The organism is Streptomyces sp. NBC_01016 (assembly GCF_026341035.1).
Lineage (GTDB): Bacteria > Actinomycetota > Actinomycetes > Streptomycetales > Streptomycetaceae > Streptomyces.
In genome coordinates this window covers 1,067,480-1,083,911 of the sequence record NZ_JAPEOQ010000001.1, presented here as the reverse complement: position 1 = coordinate 1,083,911, position 16,432 = coordinate 1,067,480, and the positions used below count along the sequence as shown (strand labels likewise).

The window sequence follows — 16,432 nt, the reverse complement described above, 5'->3', positions numbered from 1 at the left end:
GAGTCATCGTGAGCGGAGCCACGGGCGCAGGCTCTACCGGGACATCCACCGGTACGGATACTGAGAGCGGCCGTGGCTCCGCTCACGACGTCGATGACGTCAAAGGCTCAACCGACTCGACCGACTCGAACGAGTCTCATGGATCCCAGGGGGGAACTGTGACGGACACCCGAGGTCCGCAGACCCAGCAGTACGCGGCCGGTGGCAGCGATGCCAGCGGTGCCCTGCCGGGCGAGAGGCCGCAGCAGCCGGCCCAGCCGTATCACCCGCCGCAGGCGTACCAGAACGCCCCGGACGCGGTCCGCAGGCCGCGTACGGGGGCGCGCACCACCCCGCGTACGCGCAAGGCCCGTCTGCGGGTCGCCAAGGCGGACCCGTGGTCGGTGATGAAGGTCAGCTTCCTGCTCTCCATCGCGCTCGGCATCTGCACGATCATCGCGGCCGCCGTGCTGTGGATGGTCATGGACGCCATGGGGGTCTTCTCCACGGTCGGCGGCACGATCTCCGAGGCCACGGGCTCGAACGAGTCCAACGGCTTCGACCTGCAGTCGTTCCTGTCGCTGCCGCGCGTCCTGATGTTCACGACGGTCATCGCCGTCATCGACGTCGTGCTGGCCACCGCCCTGGCGACGCTCGGCGCGTTCATCTACAACCTCTCCGCGGGCTTCGTCGGTGGCATCGAGCTCACGCTCGCCGAGGACGAGTGACCGTTCCCGCGGCTTGCTGAGGTCTGAAAGACCCGCTGGTGGGCGGGCCAGGACTATCGATTTTGGGACTGGCCCCCCAGTGCGCTAATCTTCAGGAGTCAGCGCGCGGGACACACACCGCAGAGCGCGGCGGGGCTATAGCTCAGTTGGTTAGAGCGCATCCCTGATAAGGATGAGGCCACAGGTTCAAATCCTGTTAGCCCCACATCATGAGGACCCTCAAGCGGAAACGCTTGGGGGTCTTCTGCGTGTGCAGTGCGGGGCGGGCGGACGTGCCGCGGACATGCCGATGGGCCCGCGCAGCCGTAGGGGATGGCTGGGGCCTCGTTCGACAGTCTTGCTCTTCTGTTGTTGTGCGGCGCTGTTGTGTGGCGCTGTTGTGCGTACCGGCTGTCTGGCTCTGCTGTGTTGCTCGGCTGTGCGTCTCTGCAGGGTTTTTCTGCAGGGCGTCTCTACAGCGTTGCTATGCAGCGTGGCTGTGCAGCACGGCTCTGTTGTGCGGTCTTGCCTTGTCCGGGCGTTGTGCGCCCGGCTGTTCCGTCTTTGCTGCGGTCGTGCGGTCCTGCTGTCCTGCTGTCGTGCGGTCGTGCAGTCCTGCTGCTTTTGCTGTTCTTGCGGTCCTGCTGTTCCGGCTTCTTCGTCTGCTGCGTGGTGCGGTCTACAGCTGCGAGGCCAGGGTCTCGGCCGCCAGGTGGCTGTCGGCGTTGCGCTGCTCGGTGTCGGCCGGCGGGCGGTGGCGGGCGCTCGGGGAGGAACCGTGGGCCTCGGCGCGGATGCGCTGCTTCATCGTCGGTGGCAGGGACCGCTTGAGCGACCAGTACGGGCGGGCCGCCGCAGGAGCGGGGGCGCTGATCGCCGCCGCGGGCTGGGTCTTCTCCGTCTGCTGAGCCGGAGTGGCCGCGGTGGCCGGGGAGGTGAGTCCGAGCGCCGAGAAGAGCGCGATGAATGTGGAGATGATGACGGTCCACAGCGTCATGACCTTCTGCTTGGTCATGGCCCCTCGCTTTCAGGTTGGGCGATTTGCGTACTTTCCTCATGATGTGGATGGGGACCCGGGAGTGCGGGACCGACGCTCGCGGGGCGTCGATATTCAGATGAACACCACTCGGATGGGCGCAAACGGCCGTTTCTGCTCCGTTTCTACTGCGGTCTTCAAGGGGTGAGTTGAGGTGGATCCAGGTCACCGATCGGTATCGATCGGTGTGTATAGTCGGGCGCCAGAAGTCCCCCTACGTCAAAGGAAAGACGAGGTCGCGCGGTGAAGAAGCTTCTCCTGGTCGCACTGGCCGCCATCGGCGGGCTCCTCGTGTACCGCCAGATCCAGGCGGATCGCGCCGAGCAGGATCTGTGGACGGAGGCGACTGACTCCGTGCCCACGGGTTCGTGAGTATCGACAACAGTCTCTTCATAGGGCCCCGGTCGCAGCAGCGGCCGGGGCTTTGTGCTGTCCGGGGCGCCTTTACGTATGCGATTGCGTGGCGGGAAACCGTCGGGCGCCGGACACCGCCCGGAGCGGAACGGCAGGATGACCGTCCATGGGGAGACTCCTGAGGCGGCTGAGGAAGGGGCGGCGCGGCCGGGGCCCGGCGAGGGGCGCTGCCGGGGCGGGGCTGTGCGCGGCCCTGGTTCTGGCGCTGCCGGGGACGGCGACGGCAGCGGGGAACGGCAACCCGTATGACTTCGCCAAGGGCGCCCGGACCGTCGACGGGGCGCCCAGCGGCGTGACGGCGGCGCAGCTCAAGACGGGTGTGACCTACCGGAGTTCGCTCGCGGCGGGGGACGGCGTCACCTCCTACTACCGCGTCGAGCTGGACGGGGCCGCCACCGCGTACGCCTCGGTCGTGGCCGTCCCGCCGCTCGGCTCGGGTGTGAAGGCGGCGCCCGCGGACGGCATCGCGGTGTCGTTGCGGGACGGCCAGGGAAATCAGTGCGATGCGGAGCGTGCGACGTTCCGCTCCGGCTCCTATCCGCGGCCGATCGCGGCGGCGGTGGAGCGTTCCGTACGTCCAGGAGGGCCCCGGTGCCAGTCGGCGGGGACGTACTACGTGGCCGTGGAGCGGACGGCGGCGGCCGGGTCGAGCGATCGGGACTGGGGGCTCGAACTGCGGGTGGCCACCGAGCCGGGGCTGGTGTCCGCCGCCCCCGGCGCGAGTGCGCGGACTTGGCCGTCGGAGCCGGCGGCGCTGCCGTCGGGGACGGGCGCGCGGCGCAGCGGGGGAACCGGGTTCAACGATGCGAGGGCGCTGGCGTCCGGCGCGTGGAAGGACCGGATCGGGCCGGGGCAGAGCCACTTCTACCGGGTGTCGGTGGACTGGGGGCAACAGCTCTCCCTCGGGGCCGAATTGGACGGTTCGGCGGGTGGCGGCACCCGGCGGGAAGCGGTGCCGGGGGCGCTCGACATGGAGCTGTACAACCCCGCGCGGGCGCCGGTGGCGGCGAAGGGGGCCGCGTACTCGGGTGGCACGACGTCGGCCACGTTCGACCCGCTGCCGCCCGTGGCGTACGGGAATCGGCTGTTGTCGCGCGACGACGAGGCGGCGATGGGGCTCGCCGGCTGGTACTGGCTCAAGGTCACGCTCAACCCGGCGATGGCGGAGCAGGCCGGGGGCCTCGGGATGACGTTGCGGGTGGCCGTCGACGGGGCGGCGAAGCAGGCGCCCGACTATGTGCGGGATCCGGGGGAGTTCCAGGTGGCGAGCGCGGATCTGGCTGCCGCCGAGCGGGGGGAAGGCGGGGTGGCGTGGGACTTCGGGGCCGGCTCGGGGTCTGGCTCCAAGTCCGACTCCGGCTCGGGTTCGGGTTCTGATCCGGGCTCTGGTGCCGACTCGGGTTCTGGTTCGGATTCTGGTTCTGCGAGTGGGCGTGGTGGGGCTTCCGGTGGTGCGGTGGCTTCGTCCGATACGTCGCCGGGGGGCGACCTGATGACGTTGGTGGGGGTGGCCGGGGTCGGGACCGGGAGTGCGCTGGTGCTGTGGCTGGCGGTGTGGCGGGTGCTCGCCGTGCGGAAGGTGCGGCGGGCGCAGGGCTGAGCGGGGCGGGCTCCGGGCGCGGGTGGACCCGTCAGGGACGGGTCAGGGGCGGGTCAGTGCCCAGATGCCCACCGCGAAACAGGCCAGGGCCAGGAGCAATACCGGGATCGTCACCCTCGCGGGTGGTCCTGGCTTACCCCGGGGAACTTCTCCGTCACCCGATGCGTACAGAGAGTGATGGGCCTGGGGAGGGTCGAGCGGGGAGGGGGCGGACGGGTGCGGGGCGAGAAGCGATGGTTCGGCGGCCGGTTCCGGAGCGGGATCGGGCGTGGGCTCGTCGGGTACGGGTTCGGGGGCGGGCGTCGGCTCCGGGGGAAGCGGTGGCGGGGTGTGCGTGGCTGGTGGCCTGGGGCCGGCCGACGGCGAGGTGTGCGTGGACGGTGGCGTGGTGCGGCTGATCGGTGGCGGGGTGAGGCCGGTGGGTGGCTCCGGAGGCATCTCGGGCACGGGAGGAATCCGGGGTGCCGGGGGCACGGCTGGAGCCGGTGGAGCCGAGGGAGTGGGGGACGCCAAGGCCTCGGGGGGAGCCGAAGGCCGTGGTGGGAGCGGGGTGTTGGTGGGTGGTGGCGGAACATGCGGAACATGCGGAACATGCGGCACCGATGGGCCCGTACCGGCCCCTTGGCCCGCCGAGCCCGATCCCTGCCCGACCGAGCCTGCTCCCTGCCCCGCCGAGCCCGATCCCTGCCCGACCGAGCCTGTTCCCTGCCCGGCCGAGCCCGCCCCCTGCCCGGCCGAGCCCACTCCCTGCCCCGCCGAGCCCGTCCAGTGAGCCGAGGAGTGGGCGTCTCGCCCTGCCGTCAGCTGCTCGTGCACCGACGTCTCCGCCCGGTACGGCGAAGGGCCGATTCCGCGCCCTGCCGCTCCATGCACCGCCGCTCCATACCCCGCCCCATCGGCCCCGCCCGCCGGGATACCTGTCTCGCTCGCCGGCGTTCCCGCACCGCTCACCGGGCGGGCCCGGCGGCCCCGTACCGCCGGGCCGCCGGGGCCGAAGCCCGGGGGAAGGGGGCCGAGTTGGTCGAAGACCTCGATCAGCTCGTCGTCGGGGCCCGGCTCCGGGAGGAGTTCGGCGGCGGCGAGAAGGGCCTTGCGGGCGCCCGTCGCGGTGCGGAAGCGGGTATCGGGATCCGGCTGCAGCAGACCGGCGAGGACGCCCCACAGCGGGCCGGGAACGCCCTGCGGAGCCCGCGGGGTGCCGTGTTCCTCGAAGTGTTCGATCAGCGCCTTGGAGTCGGGCCTGGCGCCCTCGAGGAGATAGAGCGCGACGAGCCCCGCGGCGAACAGGTCCGCGGGGAAGTCGGGTTCCGCGCCCATCTCCTGTTCGGGCGCGAAGTACCCCGGCGTGCCCACCACATAGTCCGCCTCCGTCAGACGCGGCTCGCCCTTGCGCATCGCGATGCCGAAGTCGGACACGCGCAGATGCGGCAGCCCGGTGCCGGTGGCCTCGAGCAGGAGGTTGGCGGGCTTGATGTCGCGGTGCACCACGCCTTCGGCGTGCACGGCGGTGAGCCCGGAGAGGAGCTGGTCGAGGAGAAGGCAGGCGAACTGGGGCGGCAGCGGCCCGTAGTCCGCGACGAGATGGACGAGCGAGCCGCCGGCGACCAGGTCCATGGTGAAAAGGACCTTGTCGTCGTCCGCCGCCCAGCTGGCCGGGGCCAGGACGTGCGGATGGTCGATGCGCAGCGCCTGCTCCCGCACGAAGCGCAGCAGGGTGTGGGCATCGGACTGCTGCAGTACCTTCGCCGCCACATAGCGGCGGCGCCGGTGGTCCCAGGCGCGCCAGACCGCGCCCACTCCCCCGCGGCCGATCGGATCGGCCAGTTCGTACCGGCCGGCGAAGACCTCACCCATGGTCGAGCGTTGCTCCCCTCCCGGAGCCGGACACGGCGCCGCGCCAGGCGGGGGTCAGCTCTGGTGCGACTGGTAGTGGGCGACCGCGTCGGAGGTGCGCCCCGCGCCGTACACCCGGAGGAACTCTGCCAGTTCGGGGTGGCTGGGGGCGAGCGAGTCCGCCGCGTCGATGATGTCGCTCGCGGCCGAGACGGAGCGCAGCAGCGACTGGATCTCACGCACCACGCGCTTCACTGTCGGCGCGCCCGAACTGTTCGTCGACTGCCCGGTGTTGCTGAGCACCGACCCACCCTGCGACTTCTTGATCTCGTCCATCCGCTCGGTGGCCTCGGCCGCGCTGACGCTGCCGTCGGCCACCTGTCCCGCGAGCGACTGCAGCAGCTGCACACGCTGCACCACGGCAGGGTTGCCGATCTTTGCGCGCTGACCGCTCATCAGCTGCGACAGCATGGGGGCGGAAAGCCCGAGCACTCCCGCGAGGCGGGCCTGATTGAGCCCCAGGTCCTCGATCAGCCGACGGAAGAGCGCCCCCAGCGGCTCCCCGTACCAGTTCCGCTGGAGCTCTCTGGCTCTTGCGGTGGCTTCCTGCTGTGCGGCATCCATTGCGTCTCCCCATCGCTTCCCCAAGTACGGTCCTTCGCTGCCGCGAAGCACGTGGGGGCATCTTACGGAGAGTGGTCGCCCGCCGGGACCCCCAATCTTTTTGCAGGATTCAGGGGGTGACCCGGTACTCTGGTCTGCGGTGCCGAACCGGAGCATGAACATTCCGGTGGGACGCATCGTTTTCGGGGCCTTAGCTCAGTTGGTAGAGCGCTGTCTTTGCATGGCAGATGTCAGGGGTTCGACTCCCCTAGGCTCCACAGCAAAAAGCCCCTCCGGCCAGGTTCTCCCTGGTCGGAGGGGCTTTCGCCGTATCTGGCGTCAGCGCTCGTCCTGCACGGACGTGTCCGCCTCGGCCTGCTTCGCCTCTACTTCCGGGTCGAGGACGTCCCGACCGCTGCCGTCGACGGAGGTCAGCGGAGCGCTGTCGGGGACCTCGGTGGCGGCCGGCGGCTCCACCAGCCAGTCCGGGTTGGCCTGCTTGTCCCACCACTTCCACGCGGCGAACGCGCCACCCGCGAGGATGCCGAGTACGACGAGACGCTTGGCGATACGGCCGGAGCGGGCGCGGCGCTCGTGCTTGCGCACCAGCTTGCGGATCTCCTTCGGCGAGACCTCGCCGCGGAGTCCTGAGTAGGCCGCGCTGCTGCGGGCCACGGCCTCCTTGCGGGCGGGCTCGGACGCGGCCACCGCCTGCTCGATGCGCGGCTTCGAATACGCCGCGGCCTGCCGGGCAGCCTCACGGGTGCGGGTCGCCGCGTCGTGCGCGGCCTGGTCGAGCTTCGGCGGGACATGCGTCCGTGCCTGCTCGAGGCGCGGAGCGAGGTGCGTGTCGTACTGGGCGCGCGCCTGGTGCGCGGCCTGCGAAACCTTGGGCCCGAGCGCGACGCGCGCCTCCTGCGCGTACGTCGTGGCCCGGTCCTTGGCCGACTCGGCGTAGGGCGCCACCACTTCCGCGGCATGCAGCACGCTGTCCTTCGCCGAGCCGGTCGCGGCACGCACGCTGTCGATGCGGGTCACGGGATCCTCCTCCTCGGTGGCGTACAGGTTTTTCACCTTTCCACCCTTTCGCGGATCATGCCTGCCAGGAGTGTCAATGCGGTGGTAAGGCTTGGTACGGCTTGATAAAGGGACTTGGCGACGACAATGCCACGGATCGCGGCGGGGCGCGCCTCTTCGACTACGAGTAGACCGGTTTTCGGCTGCTGAAACCCCACGCACAACCCTGACAAGTCCGTCCGGGGCCGTCGGGGGTGCGTCGTGCGAGGATCGGGGGGCACAAATGTCAACGGAAGGCAGATCGTGGCCGAGCAGCTGTACGCCACTCTCAGGACCAACCAGGGCGACATCGAGGTCCGGCTGCTGCCGAACCACACTCCCAAGACGGTCAAGAACTTCGTGGAGCTCGCCAAGGGCGAGCGTGAATGGACCAACCCGGAGACCGGGGAGAAGTCCACGGCACCCCTCTACGACGGCACGATCTTCCACCGCGTCATCGGCGGCTTCATGATCCAGGGCGGCGACCCGCTGGGCAACGGCACGGGCGGCCCGGGCTACCAGTTCGAGGACGAGTTCCACCCCGACCTGGCCTTCACCAAGCCGTACCTGCTGGCGATGGCCAACGCGGGGCCCGGTACGAACGGTTCGCAGTTCTTCATCACCGTCTCGCCCACCGCCTGGCTGACCCGCAAGCACACGATCTTCGGTGAGGTCGTCGACGAGGCCAGCCAGAAGATCGTCGACGCGATCGCCGGTACGCAGACCAACCCGCGCACCGACCGGCCGGTCAACGACGTGGTCATCGAGGCCGTCTCCGTAGAGACCCGGTAGTCCCGCAGGGAACCAATACGCCCCGCCGTCCGTCGCCTGTTCGTAGGCACGGGGGCGGGGCGGTGCGTTGCGCAGCCGCGCGGCGCCGACCTCACCGCATCCGATCACTCGATCCGAGACCCGAGACCTGAGACCCGAGGGGACGACCGCCATGGACCAGGCGCCCGGCAGCCCGCAGGAACCGAAGGACGCCCAGGGCCTGCCCGGCTGCTACCGGCACCCGGACCGCCCGACCGCCATCAGCTGCACCCGCTGCGAGCGGCCCATCTGCCCCGAGTGCATGGTCAGCGCGTCCGTCGGATTCCAGTGCCCGGAGTGTGTGCGCAGCGGCTCGGGGACCGGGCACGCGCCGAGCGCGAACCAGCCGAGGACCATGGCGGGCGGCACGATCACCTCCGATCCGCGTCTGGTCACCAAGGTGCTGCTCGGGCTCTGCGTGGCCGTGTTCGTGGTGCAGATGACGGTCGGCGAGCGGTTCACCGAGCGGTTCGAGATGCTCGGCCTCGCCTGGGTGCCCGACCTCGGCGGCCTCGAAGGCGTGGCGGAAGGGCAGTGGTACCGGCTGCTCACCGCGATGTTCCTGCACGGCTCCTATGTCCACATCGCCTTCAACATGCTCAGCCTGTGGTGGATCGGCGGCCCGCTGGAGGCGGCCCTCGGCCGCGCCCGCTACATCGCGCTGTATCTGGTCTCGGGTCTGGCGGGCAGCGCCCTGACCTATCTGCTCTCCGCGCAGAACCAGCCCTCGCTCGGCGCCTCGGGAGCGATCTTCGGTCTGTTCGGCGCGACGGCGATCCTGATGCGGCGCCTCAACTACGATCTGCGGCCGGTCATCGCGCTGCTCGTGATCAACCTGATCTTCACGTTCAACCCGGCCTTCAACATCGCCTGGCAGGCGCACATCGGCGGCCTCGTCGGCGGTCTGATCGTCGGCTACGCCATGGTCCACGCCCCGCGAGAGCGTCGGGCGCTCGTGCAGTACGGGACCTGTGCGCTGGTTCTGATCGCCGTGCTGGTCACCGTCGTCGTCAGGACCGCGCAGCTCACCTGAGCCCGGTTGTCCACGGATGATGACCGGGGTTGTCCACAGCGTGTGCCGGATCTTGTGCATCCTGTGGGGAACAGCTGTGCCCCTTGTCGTCAACCCGGGTTTGACCAGGAGGGACAAGGGGCGAACAGGTGGTCGAGTGGAGTCGATCCAGTCACACCGGCGTCAACACTCAGTGGGTTATCCACAGATCATGCGACCTTTTCCACGGCTGTGGAAAATCGCCGAAAGTCTGTGGATAACTCAGTGGATAGCTCAGGGCAGAGCTACTTCCACGGCTACTTCCACAGCCGCGGCAGGGCTACTTCCACTGGGTGGAGACGCCGAAGCCTCCGGCGATGAAGCCGAAGCCCACGACGATGTTCCAGTTGCCGAGCGCCTTGATGGGCAGCGTGCCGTCGGCCACGTAGAAGATGACGATCCAGACGAGCCCGATGAGGAACAGCGCCAGCATTACCGGTGCCACCCAACCGCGGTTGGTCAGCTTGATATTGGCTGCCTGCTTCGACGCCGTCGGCGGCGTGTAGTCGGCCTTCTTGCGGATACGTGACTTCGGCACGAGGGTCTCTCCTGTCGATGCGCTGCGTGGCCGCGCAGAGTACGTGGGCTGGCTCCGGAGCAGCGTACAAGGGGAAGTTGTGGGGATTCCCCGTGCTCCTCCGGGCGTCCGTTAGCGTAGTGCTTCCGTGGCGTCGAAGGAGATAAGGGTACGTTGAGCAATTCCGTCGACCCTGCCAAGAGTTCCGCCCGTGGGCGCCTGCGGCCCGTGCGGTTGCTCACCATTGGCGTTTTCGCGCTCGCCGGCCTCATCTTTTTCACCAGTTTCAATACGGCCAAGGGCACCAATATCCGGACGGACGGGTCCCTGCTGAAGCTCTCGGACCTCATCCAGGAGCGCAGCCGCAAGAACAAGGACCTGGAAGCGGTCAACGGCGGGGTCCGCGGCGACGTCGAGCGCCTCGCCGAGCGCGACAACGGCTCCACCAAGGCCGACGACGAGAAGGTGGACGCCCTGGAGAAGGCGTCCGGGACGAAGAAGCTGAAGGGCGAGGCGATCTCCGTCACACTCGACGACGCCCCGCCGAACGCCGCCCCCAAGCTCCCCGGCTACCCCGACCCCCAGCCCAACGACCTGGTCATCCACCAGCAGGACCTGCAGGCCGTGGTGAACGCCCTGTGGCAGGGCGGCGCCAAGGGCATCAAGGTCATGGACCAGCGCCTCATCTCCACGTCCGCCGTCCGCTGCGTCGGCAACACCCTGATCCTCCAGGGCCGGGTCTACTCACCCCCGTACAAGATCACCGCGGTCGGGGACCCGGAGAAGCTGAAGCAGGCGGTCGCGGCCTCGCCCGAGATCCAGAACTACATGCTGTACGTCAACGCGTACGGGCTCGGCTGGAAAGTGGAGGACGACGGGGCGATGACTCTTCCCGGTTACTCGGGCACAGTGGATCTCCACTACGCGAAGCCCGTGAACTAGCCATGGAGTAGCCGCCGTACTGGGGGGCCTGTGTCGGTACGTGTCGCCATCAGGACATTCAGCGAACTCTGCATCACCGTCGGCGCCGTGATCGTGCTGTTCGTCGCGTATGTGCTGTTCTGGACCGGTGTGAAGGCTGACAGCGCCATGGGCAGCCAGATCGACGACCTCCAGGACCAGTGGGCGAAGCGGCCGGTGGCCAGTGCGGCGCCCGATGACCGGACCAGTGCGGCGCCGCCGGAGCAGGGCCCGTACAAGGATGGCAAGCCCTTCGGTGTGATGTACATCCCGCGGCTTGGTTTCACGTGGAACAAGCCCGTCCTCCAGAACACGAAGGTCGACACCCTCAAGAAGGGGCTCGGGCACTACGCCGGCACGGCCCGGCTCGGGGAGAAGGGGAACTTCGCGGTCGCCGGCCATCGGCGCACGTACGGCGACCCGTTCAAGGACTTCCCCAAGCTCAGGCCGGGTGACCCGGTGGTGCTCACCGACGGGACCACGTGGTTCACGTACGTCATCGACACCAAGCCGTACAAGACGCTGCCCAGCGATGTCGGAGTGATCGACCCGGTGCCGCGCAAGTCCGGTTACCAGGAGCCGGGGCGCTATCTGACGCTGACGACGTGTGAGCCGGAGTGGGGCCACAGTCACCGTCTGATCGTCTGGGCGCATCTCGATGCCACTCAGCCTGTGGAGGCAGGCAAACCGAAAGCGCTACGCCGTTAGTCTGGTGCCGTAATCGCAGAACGGTGGAAGGGGAGCCCGGCATGTACGGCTGGATCTGGCGGCATCTGCCGGGGAACACCTGGGCGAGGGCGGGGATCTCGGTCCTGCTGATCCTGGCGGTCGTGTATGTCCTCTTCCAGTACATCTTCCCCTGGGCCGAGCCGCTGCTGCCCTTCAACGATGTGACGGTGAACGGCCAGTGAGCACCCGAAAGACCCGCATTCTCGTCGTCGACAACTACGACAGCTTCGTCTTCAACCTCGTCCAGTACCTGTACCAGCTGGGTGCCGAGTGCGAGGTGGTGCGCAACGACGAGGTGACGACCTCGCACGCGCTAGGGGGCACCTCCCGCTCGAAGAGTGGGGGAGGGTTCGACGGCGTGCTGCTCAGCCCGGGTCCCGGCGCCCCCGAACAGGCCGGTGTCTGCATCGAGATGGTGCGGCACTGCGCGGCGACCGGTGTGCCCGTCTTCGGTGTCTGCCTCGGCATGCAGTCGATGCAGGTGGCGTACGGCGGCGTCGTGGACCGCGCGCCCGAGCTGCTGCACGGCAAGACCTCGCTCGTCGGCCACGGGGGCAAGGGCGTCTTCGCGGGCCTCCCCGACCCGTTCACGGCCACCCGCTACCACTCGCTGGCCGCGGAGCCCGGCACCGTACCGGAGGAGCTCGAGGTCACGGCGCGCACCGAGGACGGCATCATCATGGGCCTGCGCCACCGTGAACTGCCCGTCGAGGGCGTGCAGTTCCACCCCGAGTCGGTGCTCACCGAGCACGGGCACCTGATGCTCGCGAACTGGCTCGTCGAGTGCGGGGACAAGGACGCGGTGGCCAGATCGGCCGGGCTCGCGCCGGTCGTGGGCAGGGCCTCGGCGTGACCGCGTTGCGCCCCGAGCAGGACGGTGAGGCCGGCGGGTTCGAGGACGCCGTGCGTCGCCTCGACGACCCGCTGAACGACCCGTTGCCGGGGCAGCACCCGTCGCCGTGGTTCCGGCCGTCGGGAGCGCAGGAGCAGGACCCACAGCCGGAGCCCCAGCAGGAGCAGCGGCCGGCCGCGGAGGCGAAGCGCCGCCCCGAGCCGGAGCCCGAGTGGTACGACCCGCAGGGGTACGCCCAGAACTGGTACGGGGGCGGGCGTGAGCAGGCCCCGGAACCGGCCGCGCCCGTAACCGCGCAACACACCCCGGAGCAGGCCTCTGAGCCCGCCTACGCCCCCGTACAGGAAGAACCGGAGCCCGAGCCCGTCGAGCCGGTGCGGGACGACGAGACCGTCGCCCTGCGCACCGCGGACACCCGGCGAATAGTCGAGACCGCGCCGCCCACCGGTGGGCGGGCCGCGCGCAGGAAGGCCGCCAAGCGGGGCGGCGGACGGCACTCGGCGGCGGTGACCGCCACCGAGCAGGAGCCGGAGGCGGGAGCGGACGGCAAACCGCTGTCCCGCGTCGAGGCGCGCGCCGCGGCGCGTGCGGCCAAGCCGGGTGCCGGGGTGATCGCGAGCCGGGCGGTCGGCGAAGTCTTCATCAGCATCGGGGTGTTGATGCTGCTGTTCGTCACCTACCAGCTCTGGTGGTCGAACATAAGGGCAAACAACATCGCCGGCAGCGCCCGGCACAGCCTCGAGGACGACTGGGCCAACGGCAAGCGCAAGCCCGGCGCGTTCGAGCCGGGGCAGGGTTTCGCGATCCTCTACATCCCGAAGCTGGACGTCGTCGTGCCGATCGCCGAGGGCATCAGCAAGCCCCAGGTCCTCGACAAGGGCATGGTCGGGCACTACGACAAGGACAGCATTCCGACCGCGATGCCGGACGCGAAGAAGGGGAACTTCGCGGTCGCGGGACACCGCAACACCCACGGTGAGCCGTTCCGCTTCATCAACCGTCTCGAACCGGGCGACCCGATCGTGGTCGAGACGCAGGACAAGTACTACGTGTACAAGATGGCGAGCATCCTGCCGCAGACACCGCCGTCGAACACGGCCGTGCTCAACCAGATCCCGGCGGGCTCCGGATTCACCAAGCCGGGCCGCTACATCACTCTGACGACGTGCACTCCGGAATTCACCAGTACGTATCGAATGATCGTCTGGGGCAAGATGGTCGAGGAGCGTCCGCGGAGCAAGGGCAAGCCGGACGCGCTCGTCGAATAACCGGGGACCACCGGGCACCAGGCATCGGGCAGTACGGCGCACAGAGACGGGGCATGACGCAGTGGCAGCGACGACCGACCATGGGGAAGAAGCCGCACCGAAGGGCCCCTCGCATTCGCCCTCACCCCGGCGCGGCCGGATCGCGACCGCCGTCAGCGTCTTCGGTGAACTGCTCATCACCGCGGGCGTGATCCTCGGTCTCTTCGTCGCCTATTCACTGTGGTGGACGAACGTCGTCGCCGATCGTGCGGCGGGCAAGCAGGGCGACAAGGTCCGCGACCAGTGGAAGGGCAGCAGCGGCCCCGGCGCCCTGGACACCAAGAACGGCATCGGCTTCCTGCACGTGCCCGCGATGAGCAAGGGCGAGGTGCTGGTCGAGAAGGGCACCGACACCAAGATCCTCAACGACGGTGTCGCCGGCTACTACACGGACCCCGTGAAATCGGCGCTGCCGACGAACGGGAAGAACGGCAACTTCTCGCTGGCCGCGCACCGGGACGGGCACGGCGCCAAGTTCCACAACATCGACAAGATCGAGAAGGGTGACTCGATCGTCTTCGAGACGAAGGACGACTGGTACGTCTACAAGGTCTACAACACCCTCCCGGAGACCTCGAAGTACAACGTGGACGTCCTGGACCGGGTGCCCGAGGAGTCGGGGAAGAAGAAGGCCGGGAAGTACATCACGCTGACGACGTGCACGCCGGTCTACACGTCCACGTACCGGTACGTGGTGTGGGGCGAGCTGGAGCGGGTCGACAAGGTGGACAGCGACCGGACGCCGCCGAAGGAACTGCGCTGACCGGCTGCGCCCACCAACTGCGCTGACCAACGCACTGCGCCCGCTGTACGGAGTCCGTACAGCGGGCGCAGTGCGTTGCGGCGGGGCATCAGCCTCCGAGGTTGCCCCCGAAGATGCCGCCGTTGTCGTTACCGCCGTTGTCCCCGCCGCCGCCGACCGTGGTCAGCGTGACCGTGGTGTTGGCGGGGTCGGACGCGGTGTTGGCCGCCGGGTCCTGCGTGATGACCCGGGCCTCGTCGCTCTGGTCGGCGCCGTCGGCGAACTGGACGTTCTTGAAGCCGGCGTCGTTCAGGATCTTCTTGGCGTCCTTGACCTTCTGCCCGACCACGTTCGGAGCAGGGGTCTGGGCGCCTTCCTTGGCGACCTTCAGCGTGACCGTGGAGCCGGGCTCCGCCTGGCTGTCCGCGGGGAGGCTCTGGGCGAAGACCTTGCCGGGCTCGGCCGCGGTGCTCTCCTCCTCGGTGCAGCTCGCCTCCAGCTTGCTGTCCTTGAGCTGCTGGGTGGCCTCGTCGCAGGAGAGGTTGCCGCCGGCCACGTTCGGGACGGTGACGAGCGCCTTCTTCTTCGCGACGGTCAGGGTGATCTCGGTGCCCTTTTCGACCTTGCCGCTGGAGGGGTCCTGCTTGGTCACCGTGCCGGGCGTCCGCTCGGACTCCTCGGTCGTCCGGGTGACGTTCTCGAAGCCCTTGTTTTTCAGCTCGGAGCGGGCCTCGTCGTACGAGAGGCCTGTGACGTCCGGGATGGAGACCTTGGGAGCGCCCGTGGAGACCGACACCGTGACCGTGTCGTTCTTGTCGACCTGGGTGCCGGACTCCGGGGTCTGCGAGCAGATCTGGCCCTTGGGGTAGTCCTCGCAGGGGCCCGACTTGCTGGAGTCCAGCTTGAGGTCGCGGTTCTCGGCCATCTTCTCGGCCTCGTCGACCGTCTTGCCGACGAAGTTCGGGGCCTTGAACGACTCGTTCGCCACGCCCCCGCTGCCGAAGATCTCCCTGCCGATCAGGACGGCGCCGACGAGCACCAGGATGCCCGCGAGCACCAGGAAGATCGTCGACGTGCGGTTCTTGCCCTGTCTGCGCCGGTCGGACCGCTCGTCGTAGCCGAAGCCGCCGTCGTCCGGGTTGGTCGGCGGCAGCATCGACGTCTGGCCCGCACCGTTCTGCGGGCGCAGCATCGCGGTCTGCTGGTCGTCGGGGTGGCCGCCGCCGTAGCCGACCGCGCCCATGGCGGCGGTGGCGGCGACGGGCTGGCCGTCGAGGCAGGCCTCGATGTCGGCGCGCATCTCGTCGGCCGACTGGTAGCGGTAGTCGGGGTCCTTGGTCAGCGCCTTGAGGACGATCGCGTCCATCTCGGGCGTGATCTCGGAGTCGAAGACCGACGGGGCCTGGGCCTCCTCGCGGACGTGCTGGTACGCGACGGCGACCGGGGAGTCGCCGACGAACGGCGGCCGCACGGTCAGCAGCTCGTACAGCAGGCAGCCCGTCGAGTACAGGTCGGAGCGCGCGTCGACCTGCTCGCCCTTGGCCTGCTCCGGCGACAGGTACTGCGCGGTGCCGATGACCGCGGCGGTCTGCGTCATCGTCATGCCGGAGTCGCCCATCGCGCGGGCGATGCCGAAGTCCATGACCTTCACCTGACCGTTGCGGGTCAGCATGACGTTGGCCGGCTTGATGTCGCGGTGCACGATGCCCGCGCGGTGCGAGTACTCGAGAGCCTGGAGGATGCCGACGGTCATCTCCATGGCGCGCTCGGGCAGCAGCTTGCGGCCGGAGTGCAGCAGCTCTCTGAGCGTGGATCCGTCGACGTACTCCATCACGATGTACGGGATGGAGATCTGGTCGACGTAGTCCTCGCCCGTGTCGTACACCGCCACGATCGCGGGATGGTTGAGCGAGGCGGCCGACTGGGCCTCCCGGCGGAACCGGGCCTGGAACGACGGGTCGCGCGCGAGGTCCACCCGCAGCGTCTTCACCGCCACGGTGCGGCCGAGCCGGGTGTCATGGGCGAGGTAGACCTCCGCCATGCCACCACGGCCGAGCACCTGGCCCAGCTCGTACCGGCCGCCGAGGCGACGCGGCTCTTCCATTACCTACCAGCCCTCTCCGTCGGTCCCGACCGTCCCGTGCGGGGTCGGGCGGTGTGCTGTCCGGGCATACCGTACCCGGCTTGCCCAGCGTGACCTGGCCACCACCGTGACCCGTGACAGGACCGGTATCG

Annotated in this window: 17 protein-coding genes and 2 tRNA genes; 13 read left to right on the top strand and 6 right to left on the bottom strand. The window is 69.1% G+C overall.

The window, feature by feature from the left end:
• Positions 1-8: 8 nt before the first annotated feature.
• Complete coding sequence (locus tag OG746_RS05090; RefSeq protein WP_266711953.1) at positions 9-707, top strand: DUF3566 domain-containing protein; 699 nt, start codon at positions 9-11, stop codon at positions 705-707.
• Positions 708-838: 131 nt separating this feature from the next.
• Positions 839-912, top strand: a tRNA-Ile gene (locus OG746_RS05085).
• 453 nt (positions 913-1,365) lie between these two features.
• Here the strand turns inward: OG746_RS05085 and OG746_RS05080 are convergent.
• Positions 1,366-1,701, bottom strand: a complete 336-nt coding sequence (locus OG746_RS05080) for a DUF6344 domain-containing protein (protein WP_266711951.1) — start codon at positions 1,699-1,701, stop codon at positions 1,366-1,368.
• 264 nt (positions 1,702-1,965) lie between these two features.
• Between OG746_RS05080 and OG746_RS05075 the strand changes: the two genes are divergently transcribed.
• Both OG746_RS05075 and OG746_RS05070 read left to right on the top strand, forming a co-directional pair.
• Positions 1,966-2,094: a DLW-39 family protein gene (locus tag OG746_RS05075; RefSeq protein ID WP_003999697.1), complete on the top strand. Its 129-nt coding sequence runs from the start codon at positions 1,966-1,968 to the stop codon at positions 2,092-2,094.
• Between the two features lie 148 nt (positions 2,095-2,242).
• Complete coding sequence (locus tag OG746_RS05070) at positions 2,243-3,736, top strand: hypothetical protein (protein WP_266711949.1); 1,494 nt, start codon at positions 2,243-2,245, stop codon at positions 3,734-3,736.
• Between the two features lie 42 nt (positions 3,737-3,778).
• Here the strand turns inward: OG746_RS05070 and OG746_RS05065 are convergent, their stop codons facing one another.
• Complete coding sequence (locus OG746_RS05065) at positions 3,779-5,590, bottom strand: serine/threonine-protein kinase (RefSeq protein WP_266711947.1); 1,812 nt, start codon at positions 5,588-5,590, stop codon at positions 3,779-3,781.
• A gap of 54 nt (positions 5,591-5,644) precedes the next feature.
• Complete coding sequence (locus tag OG746_RS05060) at positions 5,645-6,193, bottom strand: helix-turn-helix domain-containing protein (protein WP_266711945.1); 549 nt, start codon at positions 6,191-6,193, stop codon at positions 5,645-5,647.
• 184 nt (positions 6,194-6,377) lie between these two features.
• On the opposite strand from OG746_RS05060, the gene OG746_RS05055 reads away from it, so the two are divergent.
• Positions 6,378-6,450, top strand: a tRNA-Ala gene (locus OG746_RS05055).
• A 61-nt stretch (positions 6,451-6,511) separates the two neighbouring features.
• Here the strand turns inward: OG746_RS05055 and OG746_RS05050 are convergent.
• A complete protein-coding gene (locus OG746_RS05050) occupies positions 6,512-7,210 on the bottom strand; it encodes a DUF5324 family protein (RefSeq protein ID WP_266718727.1) in 699 nt (232 codons plus the stop codon).
• Between the two features lie 282 nt (positions 7,211-7,492).
• On the opposite strand from OG746_RS05050, the gene OG746_RS05045 reads away from it, so the two are divergent.
• A complete protein-coding gene (locus tag OG746_RS05045; RefSeq protein WP_266711943.1) occupies positions 7,493-8,020 on the top strand; it encodes a peptidylprolyl isomerase in 528 nt (175 codons plus the stop codon).
• A 151-nt stretch (positions 8,021-8,171) separates the two neighbouring features.
• A complete protein-coding gene (locus tag OG746_RS05040) occupies positions 8,172-9,071 on the top strand; it encodes a rhomboid family intramembrane serine protease (RefSeq protein ID WP_266711941.1) in 900 nt (299 codons plus the stop codon).
• A gap of 298 nt (positions 9,072-9,369) precedes the next feature.
• Here the strand turns inward: OG746_RS05040 and crgA are convergent, their stop codons facing one another.
• Complete coding sequence (gene crgA / locus OG746_RS05035; protein ID WP_266711939.1) at positions 9,370-9,627, bottom strand: cell division protein CrgA; 258 nt, start codon at positions 9,625-9,627, stop codon at positions 9,370-9,372.
• Positions 9,628-9,780: 153 nt separating this feature from the next.
• On the opposite strand from crgA, the gene OG746_RS05030 reads away from it, so the two are divergent.
• The 6 genes from OG746_RS05030 (at position 9,781) to OG746_RS05005 (ending at position 14,218) form a co-directional block, all read left to right on the top strand.
• Positions 9,781-10,548 (top strand): DUF881 domain-containing protein, encoded by a 768-nt coding sequence (locus OG746_RS05030; protein WP_266711937.1) that lies wholly within the window; start codon positions 9,781-9,783, stop codon positions 10,546-10,548.
• Between the two features lie 30 nt (positions 10,549-10,578).
• A complete protein-coding gene (locus tag OG746_RS05025) occupies positions 10,579-11,274 on the top strand; it encodes a class E sortase (RefSeq protein ID WP_266711934.1) in 696 nt (231 codons plus the stop codon).
• Between the two features lie 41 nt (positions 11,275-11,315).
• On the top strand, positions 11,316-11,477 hold the full coding sequence (locus tag OG746_RS05020) for a hypothetical protein (RefSeq protein WP_266711932.1): 162 nt from the start codon (positions 11,316-11,318) through the stop codon (positions 11,475-11,477).
• Positions 11,474-12,148, top strand: a complete 675-nt coding sequence (locus OG746_RS05015) for an aminodeoxychorismate/anthranilate synthase component II (RefSeq protein ID WP_266711930.1) — start codon at positions 11,474-11,476, stop codon at positions 12,146-12,148. The genes OG746_RS05020 and OG746_RS05015 overlap by 4 nt, the downstream gene beginning before the upstream one ends.
• Positions 12,145-13,416 (top strand): class E sortase, encoded by a 1,272-nt coding sequence (locus tag OG746_RS05010; protein WP_266711928.1) that lies wholly within the window; start codon positions 12,145-12,147, stop codon positions 13,414-13,416. The genes OG746_RS05015 and OG746_RS05010 overlap by 4 nt, the downstream gene beginning before the upstream one ends.
• A 61-nt stretch (positions 13,417-13,477) precedes the next feature.
• Entirely contained in the window at positions 13,478-14,218 is a 741-nt protein-coding gene (locus OG746_RS05005; RefSeq protein ID WP_266711926.1) for a class E sortase, read from the top strand.
• An 88-nt stretch (positions 14,219-14,306) separates the two neighbouring features.
• Here OG746_RS05005 and pknB read toward each other — a convergent pair whose 3' ends face one another.
• Positions 14,307-16,301, bottom strand: a complete 1,995-nt coding sequence (pknB, locus tag OG746_RS05000) for a Stk1 family PASTA domain-containing Ser/Thr kinase (protein ID WP_266711924.1) — start codon at positions 16,299-16,301, stop codon at positions 14,307-14,309.
• Positions 16,302-16,432: the final 131 nt, after the last annotated feature.